The organism is Pseudomonas asuensis, from assembly GCF_014646755.1.
GTDB lineage: Bacteria > Pseudomonadota > Gammaproteobacteria > Pseudomonadales > Pseudomonadaceae > Chryseomonas > Chryseomonas asuensis.
Map to the genome: position 1 here is coordinate 25253 of NZ_BMNW01000001.1, position 19236 is coordinate 44488.

The 19236-nt window shown below is 54.5% G+C and carries 16 protein-coding genes; 3 read left to right on the top strand and 13 right to left on the bottom strand.

Annotation, left to right across the window (positions count from 1 at the left end):
* Positions 1-75: 75 nt before the first annotated feature.
* Both adk and ppc read right to left on the bottom strand, forming a co-directional pair.
* The gene (adk, locus tag IEX86_RS00140; protein WP_188864061.1) at positions 76-723 is read right to left on the bottom strand and encodes an adenylate kinase; all 648 of its coding nucleotides are present in this window, start codon (positions 721-723) and stop codon (positions 76-78) included.
* 275 nt (positions 724-998) lie between these two features.
* Entirely contained in the window at positions 999-3638 is a 2640-nt protein-coding gene (ppc, locus tag IEX86_RS00145) for a phosphoenolpyruvate carboxylase (RefSeq protein WP_188864062.1), read from the bottom strand.
* A gap of 125 nt (positions 3639-3763) precedes the next feature.
* Between ppc and IEX86_RS00150 the strand changes: the two genes are divergently transcribed.
* The 3 genes from IEX86_RS00150 (at position 3764) to lptF (ending at position 5608) form a co-directional block, all read left to right on the top strand.
* A complete protein-coding gene (locus IEX86_RS00150) occupies positions 3764-4102 on the top strand; it encodes a pilin assembly protein (protein ID WP_188864063.1) in 339 nt (112 codons plus the stop codon).
* Between the two features lie 245 nt (positions 4103-4347).
* Entirely contained in the window at positions 4348-4791 is a 444-nt protein-coding gene (locus IEX86_RS00155; protein ID WP_188864064.1) for a DUF4398 domain-containing protein, read from the top strand.
* Between the two features lie 43 nt (positions 4792-4834).
* On the top strand, positions 4835-5608 hold the full coding sequence (lptF, locus tag IEX86_RS00160) for a lipotoxin F family OmpA-related lipoprotein LptF (protein WP_188864065.1): 774 nt from the start codon (positions 4835-4837) through the stop codon (positions 5606-5608).
* Between the two features lie 57 nt (positions 5609-5665).
* On the opposite strand, the gene IEX86_RS00165 is transcribed toward lptF, so the two are convergent.
* From IEX86_RS00165 to IEX86_RS00215, 11 genes are all read right to left on the bottom strand, one after another.
* Positions 5666-6172 carry an O-acetyl-ADP-ribose deacetylase gene (locus tag IEX86_RS00165; protein WP_188864066.1) on the bottom strand — a complete coding sequence of 169 codons (507 nt, stop codon included), beginning with the start codon at positions 6170-6172 and terminating at the stop codon, positions 5666-5668.
* Between the two features lie 26 nt (positions 6173-6198).
* The gene (locus IEX86_RS00170) at positions 6199-6936 is read right to left on the bottom strand and encodes a TIGR00266 family protein (protein ID WP_188864067.1); all 738 of its coding nucleotides are present in this window, start codon (positions 6934-6936) and stop codon (positions 6199-6201) included.
* 39 nt (positions 6937-6975) lie between these two features.
* Positions 6976-8271, bottom strand: coding sequence for a flavohemoglobin expression-modulating QEGLA motif protein (locus IEX86_RS00175; RefSeq protein WP_188864068.1), 1296 nt, complete (start codon positions 8269-8271; stop codon positions 6976-6978).
* Between the two features lie 143 nt (positions 8272-8414).
* The gene (lysS, locus tag IEX86_RS00180; RefSeq protein WP_188864069.1) at positions 8415-9917 is read right to left on the bottom strand and encodes a lysine--tRNA ligase; all 1503 of its coding nucleotides are present in this window, start codon (positions 9915-9917) and stop codon (positions 8415-8417) included.
* Positions 9918-9979: 62 nt separating this feature from the next.
* Positions 9980-11075, bottom strand: a protein-coding gene (gene prfB / locus IEX86_RS00185; RefSeq protein WP_188864070.1) for a peptide chain release factor 2 whose coding sequence is annotated in 2 segments (ribosomal slippage) — positions 9980-11002 and positions 11004-11075 — 1095 coding nt in all. Because the reading frame shifts where the segments join, the coding sequence is not laid out codon by codon here.
* Positions 11076-11758: 683 nt separating this feature from the next.
* Positions 11759-12475, bottom strand: coding sequence for a tellurite resistance TerB family protein (locus IEX86_RS00190; protein ID WP_188864736.1), 717 nt, complete (start codon positions 12473-12475; stop codon positions 11759-11761).
* 157 nt (positions 12476-12632) lie between these two features.
* Positions 12633-13736 (bottom strand): NADH:flavin oxidoreductase/NADH oxidase, encoded by a 1104-nt coding sequence (locus IEX86_RS00195; protein ID WP_188864071.1) that lies wholly within the window; start codon positions 13734-13736, stop codon positions 12633-12635.
* A 98-nt stretch (positions 13737-13834) separates the two neighbouring features.
* Entirely contained in the window at positions 13835-15550 is a 1716-nt protein-coding gene (gene recJ / locus IEX86_RS00200; RefSeq protein WP_188864072.1) for a single-stranded-DNA-specific exonuclease RecJ, read from the bottom strand.
* A 114-nt stretch (positions 15551-15664) separates the two neighbouring features.
* Positions 15665-16204 carry a YaeQ family protein gene (locus tag IEX86_RS00205; RefSeq protein WP_188864073.1) on the bottom strand — a complete coding sequence of 180 codons (540 nt, stop codon included), beginning with the start codon at positions 16202-16204 and terminating at the stop codon, positions 15665-15667.
* A gap of 150 nt (positions 16205-16354) precedes the next feature.
* A complete protein-coding gene (gene thrC / locus IEX86_RS00210) occupies positions 16355-17764 on the bottom strand; it encodes a threonine synthase (protein ID WP_188864074.1) in 1410 nt (469 codons plus the stop codon).
* Between the two features lie 58 nt (positions 17765-17822).
* Positions 17823-19127 carry a homoserine dehydrogenase gene (locus IEX86_RS00215; protein ID WP_188864075.1) on the bottom strand — a complete coding sequence of 435 codons (1305 nt, stop codon included), beginning with the start codon at positions 19125-19127 and terminating at the stop codon, positions 17823-17825.
* Between the last annotated feature and the right edge of the window lie 109 nt (positions 19128-19236).

A 19236-nucleotide genomic window follows, 5' to 3' on the forward strand; every position in this document is an offset into this window, starting at 1 on the left:
GGCTTAATCGTGCTTAATCACTGGATACAAAAACGGCCCTGAAAAGGGCCGTTTTGATAGCAGGCAGAAGCGCGTTTACTTAAGCGCCTCGAGCACCTTGGCCGTAATGGATTCAACGGACCCAACGCCCTCAACCCGGCTGCACTTGGGCGTGCCTTCAGCGTTAGCCAGTTTCTGATAGAAATCCACCAGCGGCTTGGTCTGGGAATGGTAAAGATCCAGACGCTTACGTACGGTTTCTTCCTTATCGTCCTCACGCTGAACCAGATCTTCTCCGGTTTCGTCATCCTTGCCGTCAACTTTCGGCGGATTGTAAAGCGTGTGATACACACGACCTGAGGCCGGATGCACACGGCGACCCGACATGCGCTTGACGATCTCTTCATCGTCTACGGCAATTTCAAGCACGTGATCAATGGTCACGCCAGCATTCTTCAGTGCTTCAGCCTGAGGGATGGTGCGGGGAAAACCATCAAACAGAAAACCGTTGGAGCAATCGGTTTCCAGAATGCGCTCAGAAATCAGAGCGATAATGATCTCGTCAGAGACCAGGCCACCACTGTCCATGACGCCTTTGACCTGCTGACCTAGCGGAGTCCCGGCTTTGACGGCGGCACGCAGCATGTCCCCAGTGGAAATTTGCGGAATGCCAAACTTCTCGGTAATGAACCGAGCCTGGGTACCTTTACCGGCACCGGGCGCCCCTAGCAGTATCACGCGCATGCACGTCGCTCCTTAAATGATGGTATCCAGGACTTGCCTTGGAGTGGCTCGCTAAATAGAGCCATTGCTAATTCCAGGCTGTCTCGATGTTTTATCTGGCCGTTTAACGGTCAAGGGGATTCAAAATACACAGCATCACGAGGGGGCACAAGCCACTAAAAGTCGCAGGGATTTATTCGTACTTTCCAGATGAAATGGAGGGATTGCCTGGCTAGTGGTCCTGCCGCTCCGCTAAGAGGAGCAGACAGGACACTTTTGGATAACAGGATCCCTGCTTAACCCGTGTTGCGAAGGCCTGCTGCAATGCCTGCCACACTGACTAGCAAGGCCTGATCCAAGGGACTCGGCGCGCCCTCTCCAGCCTGCCGGGAACGCTCCAGCAATTCGATCTGGAGCAGGTGTAGCGGGTCTAGATAAATATTACGGACAGCAATAAAGGCACGCGTTTGAGGGTTGTGTGCCAACAGCTCACCCTGCCCCGTCAAACGCAGCACGGAGCGCTCCGCCTGCGACAACAGGTCGCGGAGCTCCTGCCCTAATGCTCGCCATTGCTCTGGCACCAATTGCTCATCGTACAGCTGCGCAATATCTCCATCGGCCTTTGCCAGGACCATTTCCAGCATATCGATTCGAGTACGAAAGAACGGCCAGCGCTCACGCATGTGTTGTAACCGCGCCTCATCCCCCCTCTCCAAGGCACGAGTCAAGGCTGTTTCCCACCCGAGCCATGCCGGTAACATCAAACGCGTTTGTGTCCAGGCAAAGATCCAGGGGATGGCACGTAAGCTTTCTACCCCACCCTCACGCCGCTTTGCCGGGCGACTGCCCAATGGGAGGCGACCAAGCTCCTGCTCGGGCGTGGCCCTGCGGAAATAGTCGACGAATTGCGGATGCTCTCGTACTACGCCGCGATAAGCTTTAAGGCTGTCAGCCGCCAGGCGGTCCATGTCAGCTCGCCACTCCGGCTCAGGCACAGGAGGTGGTTGCAGCGTAGCCTCTAGAACAGCAGCCAGATAAAGATTGAGATTTTGCCGTGCAATATCAGGCTGTCCGAATTTGAAGCGAATCATCTCGCCCTGCTCCGTTACCCGGAAGTGCCCGCTGACCGAACCCGGCGGCTGCGAAAGAATTGCTTCATGGGCAGGGCCGCCACCACGCCCTACCGTACCCCCTCGGCCATGGAACAAAATGAGCTCTACTCCTTGTCGGCTGCAGATCTCAACCAATGCCTCCTGAGCGCGGTATTGCGCCCAGGCTGCCGCCAAGGTCCCGGCATCTTTAGCGGAGTCAGAATAGCCAATCATGACCTCCTGAGGGCCTTGAAGTCGCTCGCGGTAGCCTGGCAACACCAGCAAACTTTCAATGACTTGCCCGGCATGATCGAGATCGTCCAATGTCTCAAACAGGGGAACGACCCGTATGGGCCGGCGTACACCAGCTTCCTTGAGCAACAACTGAACTGCCAGGATATCGGAGGCTGCACCTGCCATCGAGATGACATATGAGCCCAGCGCCGCTGCAGGGGCCTCTGCAATCACGCGGCAGGTTGCGAGTACCTCGGCGGTATCTGCCGAAGGCGTATAATCCGGCGCCAGCAGGGGCCTGCGGCTGGAAAGCTCTGCTTCCAAAAACGCTAACCGCCTCGCTTCATCCCATTGAGCATAACTACCCATGCCCAGGTACTCTGTAATCTCATTCATGGCTGAAGCATGACGAGTCGAGTCCTGCCGAATATCCAACCGAACCAAGAAAAGCCCGAAGGTAGTGGCACGGCGTAAGGCGTCTAATAGCGACCCGTCCGCAATAACGCCCATGCCACAGGCATGAAGCGACTCATAGCAGAGCTTGAGAGGATTCAACAGCTCTTCGTTATGCTCCAGCACACCCACAGTAGGTACATGAGGCTCGTTTACGGCTCGGGCTGCCCAATCACGAGTAGCCTTGAGTCGCTCGCGTAATCGCTTGAGCAAAACACGATAAGGCTCCGGTGTATCACCTACCTCTGCCATGAGCTCAGCAGAAGCACGCTGCATAGAGAGTTCTGAGGCAAGGCGGTCGACGTCACGCATATACAGATCGGCCGCCATCCATCGAGCCAGCAATAACACTTCCCGTGTTATTGCCGCTGTTACGTTTGGGTTGCCGTCACGGTCCCCTCCCATCCAGGACGCAAAACGAATAGGCGTTGCCAATAAGGGCAAACGGCTTCCGGTTGCTTTTTGTACGGTTTCATCCACCTGTCGGAGCAGACGGGGAACAGCATGCCAAAGGGAGTTTTCAATCACTGCAAACCCCCATTTGGCCTCGTCAACAGGCGTAGGACGCTGCCGGCGGATCTCTTCCGTATGCCAGGCTTCGGCAATAAGACGGCGCAATCGCTGCTGAACCTCTTGCCGCTCAGCCTTCGTTAAATCGTCATGATCCTGAGCTGCCAGTTGCTCGGTAATTTCTTCGTACTTTTGGATCAATGTCCTACGAGCGACCTCTGTAGGATGCGCAGTCAGAACCAGTTCGATATTGAGCTGAGACAGCTGATCGGCAAGCTTCTGCCCGGTGTGCCCAGCTTGCTTGAGTCGGGACAGTACCTCTTCCAGCACGCGATCTTCTAAAGGTGCTGGTTCTTCAGCACTACGCCGACGAATACGGTGGTACTCCTCGGCAATATTGGCCAGGTTCAGAAAATGGTTGAAGGCTCTGGCAACCGGTAGCAATTCTGACTCGTCCAGTGCGTTGAGCGTTTCGGATAACTGCCTTTCGCCACGTGTAGAGCCCCCGCGTGAGGCCTTGGCACCCTTACGAATACGCTCGATTTTTTCCAGAAAGGCGGGGCCGTACTGATCAGAAATGGTCTGCCCTAGCAGCTCCCCCAGTTGATGAACATCTTCCCGCAGGCGTACATCAATCTCGACGACCATGTTTATCCCTCTTTCGTTGTTCTCTACTTCTTGTTCTAGCACACCTGCGCCAGGGACCTCATACGACACTCTGCTGTCTAGCTTTTGTAGAACGGCAACGAAACGGTTAAGCGAAGGAGATTCTCATGAAGATCAGCGAGCTCGTACAGGAGTGGGAGCAGAACGCCACAGGTCGTATGGCTCATACGCAATACAACTTGGTTCTGGACCTTGAATCTGCGGCACGGTTGCATGCGCTCCATGAAATGTATCCCAAGCGCAGCGTGGAAGAGCTTTTGGCTGAGTTGGTAGGTGCAGCGCTAGAAGAGCTCGAAGCCAACTTTCCTTATGTCAAAGGCCAGAAAGTCATAGCCACAGATGAGTTAGGTGACCCGCTCTATGAAGATGCCGGCCCCACGCCACGTTTTCTGGAGCTATCAAAAAAGCATTTGAATGCACTCAGCAAAACCGATTCTCCCAAATGATTGGCAAAGCCTTGATAACCCTAGCCAGAACAAGCTGTTACGGCTTAAAAACATGAATTTACCGCTTAGCCTGCTATGGATTTTTAGACAAGGGATGAACATTTCGTGACCTGTGACGGTCCATACGTTTAGCCAGTAAATCAGAGGCTTTTTGTCAATAACCTTCGATCCGATAACTAGCGAAGGTAGGAAAAGGCCTCGGCTACCCTGTCAGCCAGGGAACACTTTAGCTGTTTGGACTATTAATGGAGCTGAGCCCTATGAATACATCGACTGCCAAAAAATCGATACAAAAGGCCTATGGGTTGAAACTCGCTGCACTGGCATTAGGCAGTGCATTGGTATTGACCGGTTGCGCTGGCGATCCGCCTAGTGCGCAGATGGCTGTTACTCAATCTGCAGTCAATGAAGCTGTAAGCGGTGGCGGTAACCAGTACGCTCCGCTGGAAACCAAGTCCGCCCAAGACAAGTGGACCCAGGCTCAAACAGCGATAAGCAATAAGGACTATGAAAAGGCCAAGCGTTTGGCTGAACAGGCTGAGTGGGATGCGCGCCTAGCAACCCGTAAGACTCAAGCAGCCAAGGCTGAGGCAGCCCTTCAGGACGCTCAAAAGAGCATTCAGCAGATCCGCGAGGAAGGGATGATCAACGGCGAACTGCAGCAAAAGCAGAATCAACGCCAGCAGTAAGACCCATCCCTCATTCCCGTCTCATGCCTAAAGGATGAATGTTATGCGTAAACAGTTTCTTATCCCTGCCGTATCTGCCTTGAGCATTGCCCTGGCTGCCTGTTCCACCCCACCGAACCCAAACCTTGAAAAGGCCCAAGCTGACTATGCAGCGCTGCAGGCACAGCCTCAGGCATCCCAGCTAGCCGCTTTGGAAACCAAAGATGCAGGTGAGTGGGTAGACAAGGCGAGCAAGGCCTACCGAGAAGGCAATAAAGAGGAAAAAGTCGATCAGCTGGCCTACCTCGCTAACCAGCGTATTCAGCTGGCTATGCAGACCGTCAAGCTGCGTATGACTGAACAGCAGCTGCAAGGTGTTGACGCTCAGCGTACCCAGGCTCGTCTGGACGCTCGTACCGCTCAGCTCAAGCAGCTACAAGGCCAGCTGAATGCCAAGCAGACCGAACGCGGCACAGTAGTGACGTTTGGTAACGTACTGTTTGATCTGAACCAGGCAACGCTCAAGCCAGCCGGCATGACGAATGTTCAGCAACTGGCTACGTTCCTGCAGCAGAACCCTGAGCGTCAGGTCATTGTTGAAGGCTATACCGATAGCACAGGCTCTGACTCTTACAACCAGCAGCTGTCCGAGCGCCGGGCCAATGCCATCAAAACTGCATTGGTCAGCATGGGCATTTCGCCTACCCGCATCGTGACCCGTGGTTATGGCAAATCCTTCCCGGTGGCTAGTAACTCCACCGCTGCCGATCGTGCCATGAACCGCCGTGTGGAAGTGACCATTTCCAACGACGCAAACCCGGTTGCACCACGCATGTAATAGGTGCCAAACCCAAAAAGCCCGGTTAATACCGGGCTTTTTATTGGTTCTGGTTATCTATCGACCTGCCTTGGCATCAGCCAAGACGCTAGCCATTTCACTCGAATAGGCCACCAATATGACCTCACAGATTGAGCTGCCCTCGGGCCTGGGCTCGTGCAAAACCGATACGGCGATACAGGCAGCCTGCTCAGCAGGATATTCATACGCGCCGCAGCTAATGGCTGGGAAGGCAATAGTGCGGGCATCGATACTCTCAGCCAGCGCCAACGTGTTTCGATAACAACTCGCCAGCTGCTCGGCTTCGCCTGCCTCACCCCCTTTCCAGAGTGGTCCCACGGTATGAATGATGAAGCGAGACTGGAGATTAAAGCCTGGTGTAAGCTTGGCCTCCCCGGTCGGGCAGCCTCCTAACCGCTGGCAATAGGCAAGAAGATCAGGGCCCGCCGCCTGATGAATGGCACCGTCGACGCCACTGCCGCCCAGCAACTTTTCATTCGCGGCGTTAACAATGACATCAACGTCCAGCGCAGTAATGTCTCCTTGCCATACATGGATTTTCATTCAAACCTCTGTTAGCCATTCACAGACTACTCGCTACTCTTTTCCCCCTTTGCCTTGGTTGTCGCCTCGTACACACGTTCAGCGAGCCGTGAAAAAGGGAGAGTCTGGACCCAGACGGAGCCGTGTCCTTTCAAGGTTGTCAGCACCAATCCCTCTCCTCCAAAAAGCATACTTCGCAATCCACCCGCCAATCCGATGCTGTAGTCGATTCCTTCGGTAAAACCGACCAGGCATCCTGTATCAAGCCGCAAGGTCTCTCCCTTGAGTTCCTTGCGGATGACAGTGCCGCCCGCGTGCATGAAGGCCAGACCATCGCCTTCCAGCTTTTCCAGAATGAAACCCTCGCCACCAAAAAAACCGGCACCCAATCGACGGGTAAAAGCGACCCCTACGCGCGTCCCCAATGCAGCACAAAGAAAGGCATCGCGCTGACAGAAAAGCGTACCGCCAATGGCAGACAAGTCGACGGGCACAACATGCCCTGGATAAGGCGCAGCAAACGCCACATGACGTTTGCGCTTACCTTCATTGGTAAAGTGCGTCATGAACAGGGACTCGCCTCCCATCACGCGCTTGCCTGCGCTCCATAGCTTGCCTAGCACGCCGCCGGACCCATCACCCATCCGTGCAGTGAAGTCGATGTCTTCTTCTATATAGGTCATGGCGCCAGCTTCGGCGATCACAGTCTCACCAGGGTCAAGCCCGATTTCCACCGCCTGCATGGACTCGCCTAGGATGCGGTAATCAATCTCATGACTGGGCATGACTTCACTCCTGTAAACCGACATAGAGCGCCGGCATGGTCAAATAATATTGGCGTAGTCCGCTTCGATTCGATCCAGACTGAGATGGTTCAGGAAGTTAGAGAAACACATCCAAGCCGATAAGGCATTGAGATCCTGAAACTGCGGCGGTAAATATTTAGGCGGAGCAACCAGTCCCTCTTCAACCAGCTGACTCAGGATGCGCATGTCCTCAAGGGTCGTCTTGCCACAGAACAACAGAGGAATTTGCTCGACCTTGCCTTTGCGTACTGCAAGCTGGATATAGTTGTAGATCAGAATAAAGCCCTTGAGATAGGACAGATCCTTGGTGAATGGCAACTGGGAAGGCGTAGAGCCCCGGAAGACACGGCTGGCATTCTGATAACCGTCTTCCAGGCTGTAGCCCTGCTCTTCATAGAAACGAAAGACGTCCAGAAAGTCGGCACCCTCTTCAGCCATATGAATGGCTCGGGTCCGATTGGTCAGCTTGCGCAGGCGAGAGGGGTAGGAGGTAAAGGCAATGACCTCCATCAGAATGGCTAGTCCTTCCTGCGTAACGGTAGATGATGGCGGCCCTTTGGAAAGGAAGGTGCAGATCGGCTGATTTTGTCCATTCAGTGTCGTCCCGACATGAACCAGTCCTTCATGGACTTCCAACGCACGAATATCACGTTCGTTGAACATTGCATCCGCGCGGATCTTGATGTAATCCGCCCCCGCAGCGGCATCAGCCACAATTCCATCGGACTCGAACACGCGGATGGTGCCCTCATCCTCCCCAAACACTGCATTCAGACGCTGCTGCAACATGGGCGCAGCTTCTTTGGCCGTTAGCGTCTTGGGTTCATCTTTCAGATCACTGCGCTTATCGATGTTGTTCAGGTAGTCCGACATCATCATGCCCAGATCCGCCAGGGTCGGGTCACCGGCATGAAACGCATCAGTCGCAGCGCCATAGAGCTCTTGGGAGATCAGGCCAAAATCTCGCGTCCCTCGTGCTTGCAGCATCCGCACAACCATGCGGTACTCACGGCACATACGCCGCATGATTTGCCCGACCGGGCTAAACTGACCAAGGTGCCGGGTGACCTCCCGCTCGATACTTTGAAACTCGGCTTTTACCTCATCCGGGTCAAACCCCAGCGGCCGCTGCTCATAGTATGCCCGGTCTACTGTGGGTAGTGCCTTGCCTTCACCGTTAAGAAAGCCCTGCTTGACGTCATCATCCCACTTCACCGCATCAAGAATCCGGATGGGAGCCTGAGCCGCCACGATACGGTCGGAAAGCGTACGAATCGTCTCTTGATACTGGTTTTTCACTTTGCGTGAATTCATGCCCACCTCATTACAGGGAAGACAAACCCTGACATATGCAGGATAGCGTATCGACTGCCTGGGCAAACGGTGGTTCGATAAATACCGGCACACCAGAAACAAAAGAACCGCCCTAAAGGCGGTTCTTTTTTCACAGCAAATGCTTACAGCGGGCGCATGTGCGGGAAGAGAATTACGTCACGAATCGATGGGGAGTCAGTCAACAGCATGACCAAACGGTCGATACCAATGCCCTCACCTGCCGTTGGCGGCATGCCATATTCCAGCGCAGTCACAAAGTCGGCATCGAAATGCATCGCTTCATCATCACCGGCATCCTTGTCAGCCACCTGTGCATGGAACCGCTCGGCCTGGTCTTCCGCATCATTAAGCTCGGAATAGGCGTTGGCAATTTCACGGCCACCAATGAACAGCTCGAAGCGATCAGTGACGCTCGGATCGTCATCATTACGACGGGCCAGCGGAGAGACTTCGAACGGATACTGGGTAATGAACGTAGGCTGCTCCAGCTTGTGCTCAACCAGCTCTTCGAAAATCATGGTCTGTAGCTTGCCAAGCCCTTCGAAGCCCTTGACGTCTGCACCGGCCTTCTTGGCGATGGCACGTGCCTTTTCGAGGTCACGTAGATCATCAGCGCTGATTTCCGGGTTGTACTTCAGGATCGAGTCAAACACGGACAGGCGTGTAAACGGCTCGCCAAAGTGGAAGACCTTGCCCTGGTATGGCACATCGGTAGTTCCTAGAACGGCCATGGCCAGCTCACGGAACAGCTCCTCAGTCAGGTCCATGTTATCTTCGTAGTCGGCATACGCCTGGTAGAACTCAAGCATGGTGAATTCGGGGTTATGCCGAGTCGATACACCTTCGTTACGGAAGTTGCGGTTGATCTCGAATACACGCTCGAAGCCACCCACTACGAGGCGCTTCAGATAAAGCTCTGGAGCGATACGCAGGAACATGTCGATGTCCAGCGCATTGTGGTGCGTCTCGAACGGTTTGGCCGCTGCACCACCCGGAATGGTCTGCAGCATGGGCGTTTCAACTTCGAGGAAATCGCGATCACGCAGAAACTGGCGGATATGAGCGATGACCTGGGAACGTACACGGAAGGTATGACGGACCTCATCGTTGACGATCAGGTCGACGTAGCGCTGGCGGTAACGCATCTCGGTATCAGTCAAGCCGTGGTGCTTATCAGGCAGCGGGCGCAGGGACTTGGTCAGCAGACGGACATTGTCCATATCCACATACAGGTCGCCCTTGCCGGAACGGGCCAGTGTGCCCTCAGCCGCGATTATGTCGCCCAGATCCCAGGTTTTGATGGCTTCCAGTGTTTCCGCTGGTAGCTTCTTGCGGTCCACATAGACCTGAAGCCTGCCGGTCATGTCCTGCAGGACCATGAACGACCCGCGGTTGAGCATAATGCGGCCAGCAATCTTGACCTTGATGCCCGCTTCGGCCAGCTCTTCCTTGCTTTTGCCTTCATAGGCTTTCTGCAAATCCGCGCAGTAGTTATCGCGGCGGAAATCATTCGGGAAGGCAATGCGCTGTTCGGCGCGCAGGTTAGCAAGCTTTTCCTTGCGCTGGGCAATCAGCTTGTTGTGTTCCTGCTCTTGGGCATGTTGGTCTAAAGGTTGTTCGCTCATGGTCTGGATATTTCCATCACGGGATCGGCCCTCTCTTGTTAGAGAGGGCGTTTAAGGTAGTGTTACAGGCCTTGCTTGAGGCTGGCCTCGATAAACTCGTCCAGGTCGCCGTCCAATACCGCATCGCAGTTGCTATTCTCGATGCCGGTGCGTAGATCCTTGATCCTCGACTGGTCGAGAACATAAGAACGGATCTGGTGGCCCCAACCGATATCGGACTTGGAGTCTTCCAGCGCCTGGGAAGCGGCCGTACGCTTCTGCATTTCCTGCTCGTACAACTTGGCCCGCAACATCTTCATGGCGGTGTCCTTGTTGGCGTGCTGGGAACGCTCGTTCTGGCAACTTACCACGGTGTTGGTTGGCACGTGGGTAATACGCACCGCCGAGTCGGTGGTGTTAACGTGCTGACCGCCCGCACCGGAGGAGCGGTAGGTATCGATACGGAGGTCGGCCGGATTGATCTCGATCTCGATATTGTCATCAATTTCTGGGGAAACGAAGACGGCCGTGAAGGATGTATGGCGACGGTTACCTGAATCAAACGGGCTCTTACGGACCAGACGGTGTACACCGATCTCGGTCTTGAGCCAGCCGAACGCATACTCGCCCTTCACATGAATGGTTGCGCCCTTGATACCCGCGACTTCACCTTCAGACAGTTCCATGATAGTCGTGTCGAAGCCATGCTTGTCAGCCCAGCGCAAGTACATGCGCAGCAGCATGTTAGCCCAGTCCTGAGCCTCGGTACCGCCAGAACCGGCCTGGATGTCAAGATAGGCATTGTTCTGATCCATCTCGCCACTGAACATGCGGCGGAACTCAAGCTTTTCGAGGATCTCACGGAGACGATCGACTTCAGTGGCAACGTCATTGACGGCACCCTCATCGTTTTCTTCGGCCGCCATCTCCAGCAGGTCGCCCGCATCGGCCAGGCCGCCGGAAAGCTCGTCAAGGGTTTCGACCACTTGAGCCAGCTGGGCGCGCTCTTTGCCAAGGCTCTGAGCATACTCAGGCTTGTTCCAGACATTTGGATCTTCGAGCTCGCGCTCAACTTCAGTCAAACGATCTTTTTTCAGATCGTAGTCAAAGATACCCCCGAATGGTCTGGGTGCGTCCGGTAAGGTCTTTGATACTGTTCAGAATCGGGTTGATTTCCATGGCTGGCAATCACTCGCGGAAAACGTGGAAAAGCCCGCGAGTATACTGTAAACGGCCCCGATCCGGCAGCCTTTGCCAGTGTTTGTTCGTCCCAAATCATTCGCCCCTTGCAAATAGTTTGCAGGAGCCTAGAAAGCATCGCTGCAAGCCATTACACAGATACCGCCCCACTACGCCAATCGGGCTCGGCTTGGCCTCATCGAGAGCTTAGACACAGGCTTTCTAACAGCGCGACTGGGCAAGGCAGATATTGCTATTACAACTGAGTGCCCCAGCGAGTGTCTGGCCATCGCGCGAACCAATTAGCTCTATGTAAGCGTTGTGTACCTAGAAAGACATCGCCACCTCGCTTGCGTGAGGAGCTCGCACAACATCGCTCGACGGGTTGTATGGATTATCTGATATTCACTCAGACGGTGACGGCATCCGCAGATAGCTAGGCTCGCTCAGCAAAGGGCCGCTAAGACAGGAATTGGTGTTGCTGCTCTCCCCTACTACTTGCCTAGGAAATCGTGATCCTTTATCAGCACCTGTTTTTAGCGCAGAAGGGCCTCATTCGGCACTGCTGGATGTCACGGCGAGAACGCTATCGAACTATGCCTGCGAGTTGGTTGAGGGTTGCATCTATGCAAGCGCCCTTCTTAAGTAACCAGGCCGCCGAACAGGACGGCCTGAGCACATAATCAGCCTTTGGCTTTGCTTTCCAGTTCAGCCCTGAGCGTAGGATCCAGGTTCAGGTGACGTGCCAGCTCGTTTAGATAGGCCTTTTCCATCACCTGCTGATCATCCGCCATCAGCAGGCTTGCAAGATAGATTTCTGCAGCCATTTCCGGCGTCTTGGCACTGGCAGCAATCTCGGCAGGATCCAGTGGCTTGTTGATCTCCTGACGCAACCAGTTTTGTAGCTCGGGATCATCAGCGTGCGCGCTCATCTCATCATTGATGAGCTTGCGCTCCTGATCATCAATATGCCCATCTGCTTTAGCTGCCGCGATGAGTGCCTTTAGAATGGCCTGACTGTGCTGCTCAACCTTTCCTTCCGGAGCGCGATCCACTGTCTGCGGTTCGGCTTGGGGCGCATTAGCCTGACTCTTTTGCCAGCTGGTATAAGCTTGATAGGCTAGTGTACCTAGTGCGGCCAAGCCACCGTACTTGGCCATCCTTCCGCCGCCCATACGGCCGGCACCCTTGTTGCGTAAAAGCATGCCCAGCACGCTGGCGGCAAGTGCTCCACCACCCGCATTTGAGAGTACACCGCCCAAAGGATTGTTTGACGAACGTGTCTGAGGCTTCGTATTGCCTTGGTTAAGCTTTCCAAGTGCGCCAGACAAGCCGCCCTGTTTGGCAAGCATGTCCTGACCTGTCTTGAGTAATTGATCCAGCAAGCCACGTGTTTGCATCATTTCTCTCCAGATAATGGCAGATACCTATAAGGCAAGATGCGAAAGCAGATGGTTCATGCGGCAAAATGCTCTTCTGCTGCGAGATATTGCGAAGGCGCCAGAAGACTCTAAAGAGGATAAGGCGAGCATGACAGGATGCCCGCCTTGGTTATGATCAGTCGAAAGACAATGGCTTGCGGATCGGGGTATCCCGGTGCGCCGCTCGAACATACTGAGCCGGCCAGGAAACCTTGTCGCGCAATGCCTCGGCGGCCTGCAGCGGCCAATGTGGATCACGCAGGAGCTCGCGAGCCAGCAGCACTACATCAGCCTGACCGGTACGAATAATATGCTCAGCTTGGGCTGCATCGGTAATCATCCCAACAGCACCACTGGCAATATCAGCTTCTTTACGAACCCGTTCCGCAAATTGAGTCTGATAACCCGGCCCAACTGGAATTTCAGCGTTTGCCGCTGTACCACCAGATGATACGTCAACTAAATCGACACCCAGTGGCTTCAAACGTTTGGCGAGCTCTACCGTTTCATCTATGTTCCAACCATCCTCGACCCAGTCAGTTGCCGACAATCGAACAAAAACAGGCAACTCATCCGGCCAGATAGCTCGAATAGCCTGTGTAACCTCTAGAAGGAAGCGAATGCGGTTATCAAAGTTGCCGCCGTATAGATCGCTGCGCTGGTTGGAAATCGGCGAGAGGAACTGGTGCAGCAAATAACCGTGAGCGGCATGGATTTCCGCAACCTTGAACCCGGCAGCCAGCGCGCGTTCGGCCGTAGCCACAAAGGCTTTGGTGATGTCGGCAATGCCATCAGCATCCAGCTCGGTAGGCCGTGTGTGCTGAGGATCAAAGGCAATGGCTGACGGAGCAACAGGAACCCAGCCACCCTCGGCTATAGGAACACTACCGTGCCTGCCCGCCCACGGCCGCCACGTACTGGCCTTACGGCCCGCATGGGCAATCTGAATACCCGGCACGGCGCCCTGAGACTGAATGAACTGCGTGATACGGCGCAATGGCTCGATTTGCTCATCTTTCCATAAGCCCAGATCCTGCGGAGTAATGCGGCCGTCAGGCGTTACTGCAATAGCTTCGCTGATAACCAGGCCTGCGCCACCTACCGCACGGCTGCCCAAATGGACTAGATGCCAATCATTGGCGAAGCCGTCTTCGCTTGAATACTGGCACATGGGAGAAACGACAACGCGGTTCGGAAGCGTCAGCTGGCGAAGGGTTAAAGGCTCAAAAAGTTTGCTCATGATCGCTCTCGGCACAAGGACTTGAATCCATTAGAGCCTTACTTTGCCGGAATGATCATTTCGATAGCAATGCAACTATTTTATTGCGCCCATTATTTTCACTTGGGTGTCAGGTGAACCACGAGAAGCTGGACGCTTTCCTGCCCGCGAAACTCGTTTACATCCAGTCGATAGGCCGCTTCGACCCAGCGAATCTGTGGATTCGGCCAGACTTCGCGGTTGATATTGAACGCGATGCCATCCAGTTGGACGCGACCACACTCGCTTTTAAGCACCAGCTTCAAATGCCGCTCACCCACAATGCGCTGCTGAACAACCTCGAACACACCATGGAACATCGGTTCGGGGAAATGCTGCCCCCAAGGGCCGGCATGCTTGAGTGCCCGAGCAATCTCCAGCTGAAAATCCTCTGTCTCCAATGAACCGTCGGACTGTAGACGCCCCGTCAGATCATCTTCAACCAGATGCCGCCTGACTTCAGCATCGAAAGCAACAGCAAAAGCGCCAAAGTTTTCCTGGGGCAATGAGAGTCCTGCGGCCATGGCGTGCCCGCCAAACTTAGTAATCAGCCCAGGATGACGCGCAGCTACCGCATCCAGTGCATCACGGACATGGAACCCGGGAACCGAGCGCGCCGAGCCCTTGAGCATCCCATCGCCTGCATCGGCAAAAGCCAGTGTAGGACGGTGGTAGCGCTCCTTGAGGCGAGACGCCAGAATGCCAATAACACCCTGGTGCCATTCGGGATCAAACAGACATAACCCGAACGGCAAATCATCCTTGGGTAACTCTTTGAGCTGTGCCAACGCCTCTCGCTGCATCCCCTGCTCAATCAGCTTTCGATCCTTGTTGAGCTGATCCAGCTGCATGGCCATGTCCCGAGCAAGAGACTCGTCTTCGCACAGCAGGCACTCAATTCCAAGCGACATGTCATCCAACCGCCCTGCTGCATTGAGACGAGGTCCCAGAATGAAGCCCAGATCGGTAGAAGTAATCTTGCCAGGCTGCCGTCCAGCCACTTCCAGCAACGCCCTAAGACCTGGACGGGCCCGTCCTGCACGTATGCGGGCTAGCCCCTGATGCACCAGAATGCGATTATTGGCATCCAGCGGCACCACATCGGCCACGCTGCCCAACGCGACCAGATCCAACAGCTCGGCCAGATTAGGCTCTTTGATGTTTAGTGCATCAAACCAGCCCTCCTCACGCAAACGCGTCCGCAGTGCAAGCATCACATAAAAGATGACACCTACCCCGGCAATGCATTTGCTGGGAAACCCACAGGCAGGCTGGTTAGGGTTGACAATGGCATGGGCTGCAGGCAGCTCATGCCCTGGCAAATGGTGATCGGTCACCAGTACGCGCATTCCTGCCGCCTTGGCAGCCTCAACACCGTCTATGCTGGAAATACCGTTATCTACGGTTACGAGCAAATCCGGCTGACGCTCCTGCGCTACCGCAACGATTTCAGGCGTCAGCCCATAGCCATACTCGAAGCGGTTCGGAACAAGGTAGTCGACCCAGGCGGCGCCCAGGCTACGCAGGGCAAGAACTGCAACGCTAGTAGCCGTTGCGCCATCAGCATCAAAGTCACCCACCACCAGAATGCGTTGACGCTTGGCCAATGCATCGACCAGCAGCCCTATAGCGTCATCCATCCCTTTGAACAAGCGATACGGATGCAAGCGCGCCAGCCCTTTCTCAAGCTCATCAGCGCTTTTTACGCCACGTGCGGCATAAAGACGGGTCAATAGCGGTGGAAGATCGCCCAGATCAGGCAACTCATCCGGCAGGGAACGAAGTTCGATACGCATCGATTACTCAAGTGTTACAACAGAAAGAGACAACAGGCCGAACATTCGGCCAAAGCCATGACTAGATTCAAGATGAGTCTGCGCCTACGGCTTTTAAAGCGCTTCCGGATGAATTTAACGCTCACCCATTAACCAGTCGAGATGAAGCTCGTGCTGACCCCGGTCATCGGTCACGAAAACGGTTCCTTCACTGATCATCACGCTCCAGCTGATCGAGCGTGGCAAGTCAGTAGCCAATGCAGCCAGTGGCTCAACGGGCACTGCAGCAATATTCAGGTTTTTAAGCATTTTGACCGCGTCGACTACTTTGCTCTGCCAGACACGCAAATTGCCATAGGCGAGCAAGCTGACTCGCTCTGCACGGCGAGAGCACCAAACTAGCCGATCAGCATCAGGCTGGCCTACCTCAATCCAATGCAGTACGCGATCATCCAGGCTCTTTTCCCAGAGTGCAGGCTCATCAACATCGGAAAGGCCGCGCCCAAAGCCGAGCTGCTCGCCATACCACAAGGCATATCCCAAGATACGTACAGCCAGGCGCTCTTCAGTCTCGGAGGGATGGCGCGCAACAGTGAAGCGCATGTTTTCGTAAACGCTGCGATCCAGATCAGTCAGGTTAAGTTCAACTTTGTAAGGCGTGGCTTGCTGGGCCATAAAGGTCTGCTCAGGGGGAAAGCTGACCAGTGTACCGCGAAACGACTTGCAACAGCCGTCTAGCCTGACAGGCAGGGAACAGGATTGATGATTCAACTCATGGACAAGAATGAGGTGGATATCAGAACAATATCCACCTTTGCACCTTAGTTAAAGCGGCTTGCCACGGTTACCATGTTGAGCCACAAAAGACTGCACGGCCTCGATAGCATTAGGAAGCACAGTGCAGCGCTCCTCACGCTGAAACAGATCGCTTAGGTGAGCGGGAAGCTCTAGCGCCTTGCCAACACCTGCTTTCTCAACCGCATCTGGAAACTTGACAGGATGCGCCGTCCCCAGGATGACCATCGGCGTCGATAGGCTACGACGGCACTCGCGCGCCGCTTTAACACCGATCGCTGTATGCGGGTCAAGAACCTCACCCGTACGCTTGAAGACATCTGCAATGGTTGCGCAGGTATCCTCATCACTTACTGCCAGCGAGTCGAACAACTTACGTGCTTCGACCCAACGATCATCCTCAACAGACAGCTTGCCCGTCGCCTTGAAAGTGCTCATCAGCTCGGCCAATGTCGCACCGTTACGTCCATGCAGGTCGAATAACAGGCGCTCGAAATTGGACGACACCATGATGTCCATGGAAGGCGACAGCGAGGCGTGCAATGTATCTTTGAAGTATTGATTGCCGCTCATGAAGCGGTGCAGGATGTCGTTGCGGTTGGTCGCGACAACAAGCTGACTGACAGGTAAGCCCATATTGCGAGCCAGGTATCCTGCGAATATATCGCCGAAATTACCGGTCGGGACCGAGAAGGCAACGGAGCGCGCCGGTGCGCCTAGTTGCAGGGCTGCATGAAAGTAGTAAACGATCTGGGCCATAATACGCGCCCAATTGATCGAGTTTACAGCAACCAGCCGTGTGCCCTTGAGAAAGCTCTGATCAGCAAAGCTTGCCTTCACCATCTCCTGACAATCATCAAAATTGCCTTCAACGGCGATGTTATGAATGTTCTCGCCAAGGATGGTTGTCATCTGGCGCCGCTGCACTTCGGATACACGCTGATGAGGATGCAAGATAAAGATATCTACATTCTCACAGCGGCGGCAGCCTTCAATAGCAGCAGATCCCGTATCGCCTGAAGTAGCGCCTATGATCACCACACGCTCGCCCCGCTTGAGCAGGATGTGATCCAACAGACGTCCTAAGAGCTGCAGGGCAAAATCCTTGAATGCCAGGGTTGGGCCATGGAACAGCTCCATTACCCATTCATTGGCATTAAGCTGACGCAGCGGCGCAATCGCACTGTGAGCGAAGTTACCGTACGTTTCCTCAAGAATCTTCTTGAAATCGGCATCGCTGATACTGCCTTCGACGAACGGGCGCATGATGCGAAACGCCAGCTCGTGATAAGGCAGCCCAGCCCAGGAAGCAATTTCCTCCTGAGTAAACCGCGGCAGATTTTCCGGTACATAAAGACCACCATCGCTGGCCAGGCCGGCCAGCAAAACATCTTCGAAGTTCAACGCAGGTGCATTGCCGCGGGTGCTGATATAACGCATTGATTTAACCTTCAAGTAGAGCAGCTAATGGCCGAATCCATCATCCGGCTGGCCTGGATCAGTTCAGATGTTCAACACGAATACGAACAACGGCTCCTACGACGCCCTCAAGCGACTCAAGCGCCTTAATAGCTTCGTTCATATGCTGTTCGTGTACCCGGTGCGTCAACAAAATCATGGGAATCAAGCCGTCGTGCTCTTCGGCCTCTTTCTGCATGATGGACTCTATATTGATACCACGCTCCGACAGGATGCTTGCCACCTGCGCCAAGACCCCTGGGTGGTCCTTGGCCTGGATACGCAGATAGTAGGCACTCTCACATGCCTCGATCGGTAATACCGGGTGGTCGGACAAGGCATCTGGCTGGAAAGCCAAGTGTGGGACACGGTTTTCCGGATCCGAGGTCATGGCACGTACCACATCGACCAGATCAGCCACTACAGATGAAGCCGTTGGCTCCATGCCGGCGCCAGCACCATAGAATAGCGTTGAGCCCACGGCATCACCGTTGACCATTACAGCGTTCATCACACCATTTACGTTGGCAATCAGCCGATCAGCTGGAATCAGCGTAGGGTGAACACGTAACTCAATACCTTTTTCAGTGCTGCGCGCTATGCCTAAGTGCTTGATGCGATAACCCAACGCTTCGGCATAACCTACATCGGCCGTGGTCAGCGTAGTAATGCCCTCGGTATAGGCCTTATCAAATTGCAGCGGAATACCAAAGGCGATGGATGCGAGAATGGTCAGCTTATGAGCCGCGTCGATACCCTCAACATCAAAGGTAGGATCCGCTTCGGCATAGCCAAGCGCCTGAGCTTCTTTAAGTACATCTTCGAAGGCTCGACCCTTCTCGCGCATTTCAGTCAGAATGAAGTTGCCGGTACCGTTGATGATACCTGCCACCCAATTAATACGGTTAGCGGCAAGACCTTCGCGTACGGCCTTGATAACAGGAATTCCACCTGCGACCGAAGCCTCGAAGGCAACGATCACCCCCTTTTCACGAGCCTTGGCAAAAATCTCGTTGCCATGCACCGCAATCAAGGCCTTGTTCGCCGTAACAACATGCTTGCCATTACTGATCGCTCGCATGACCAGTTCACGCGCAACCGTATAGCCGCCGATCAGCTCGACAACCACATCGATTTCAGGGTTATCGACTACGGCGAATACATCGTCGGTAATCGGGGTAATACCGGTATCACACTTGGGATTAGGACGACGCTGAGCAATCTGTGCCACCTCAATACCACGGCCAGCACGGCGCGCAATCTCTTCAGCGTTTCGTTTGAGCACATTGAAAGTACCGCCACCCACGGTACCCAGTCCGCAAATACCCACTTTTACCGGTTTCACGCGTTATTCCCCTGCTATAGGCCTCGGTAGAACACCCGGGCTGATAAAAACTTAGAAACGGAGTTTACCTCAAGCAAGCTCCTTGGCTGCCACGTATCGCTCAGGCTTT

What these genes read in the sequence shown, in the direction of transcription:
- thrC (WP_188864074.1), bottom strand. Translation starts at nt 17,764, where the DNA reads ATGCGTTATATCAGCACCCGCGGCAATGCACCTGCGTTGAACTTCGAA.
- IEX86_RS00195 (WP_188864071.1), bottom strand. Translation starts at nt 13,736, where the DNA reads ATGAGCAAACTTTTTGAGCCTTTAACCCTTCGCCAGCTGACGCTTCCG.
- ppc (WP_188864062.1), bottom strand. Translation starts at nt 3,638, where the DNA reads ATGGTCGTCGAGATTGATGTACGCCTGCGGGAAGATGTTCATCAACTG.
- adk (WP_188864061.1), bottom strand. Translation starts at nt 723, where the DNA reads ATGCGCGTGATACTGCTAGGGGCGCCCGGTGCCGGTAAAGGTACCCAG.
- lptF (WP_188864065.1), top strand. Translation starts at nt 4,835, where the DNA reads ATGCGTAAACAGTTTCTTATCCCTGCCGTATCTGCCTTGAGCATTGCC.
- IEX86_RS00175 (WP_188864068.1), bottom strand. Translation starts at nt 8,271, where the DNA reads ATGAATTCACGCAAAGTGAAAAACCAGTATCAAGAGACGATTCGTACG.
- IEX86_RS00190 (WP_188864736.1), bottom strand. Translation starts at nt 12,475, where the DNA reads ATGCAAACACGTGGCTTGCTGGATCAATTACTCAAGACAGGTCAGGAC.
- IEX86_RS00150 (WP_188864063.1), top strand. Translation starts at nt 3,764, where the DNA reads ATGAAGATCAGCGAGCTCGTACAGGAGTGGGAGCAGAACGCCACAGGT.
- IEX86_RS00205 (WP_188864073.1), bottom strand. Translation starts at nt 16,204, where the DNA reads ATGGCCCAGCAAGCCACGCCTTACAAAGTTGAACTTAACCTGACTGAT.
- IEX86_RS00155 (WP_188864064.1), top strand. Translation starts at nt 4,348, where the DNA reads ATGGAGCTGAGCCCTATGAATACATCGACTGCCAAAAAATCGATACAA.
- lysS (WP_188864069.1), bottom strand. Translation starts at nt 9,917, where the DNA reads ATGAGCGAACAACCTTTAGACCAACATGCCCAAGAGCAGGAACACAAC.
- IEX86_RS00170 (WP_188864067.1), bottom strand. Translation starts at nt 6,936, where the DNA reads ATGCCCAGTCATGAGATTGATTACCGCATCCTAGGCGAGTCCATGCAG.
- recJ (WP_188864072.1), bottom strand. Translation starts at nt 15,550, where the DNA reads ATGCGTATCGAACTTCGTTCCCTGCCGGATGAGTTGCCTGATCTGGGC.
- IEX86_RS00165 (WP_188864066.1), bottom strand. Translation starts at nt 6,172, where the DNA reads ATGAAAATCCATGTATGGCAAGGAGACATTACTGCGCTGGACGTTGAT.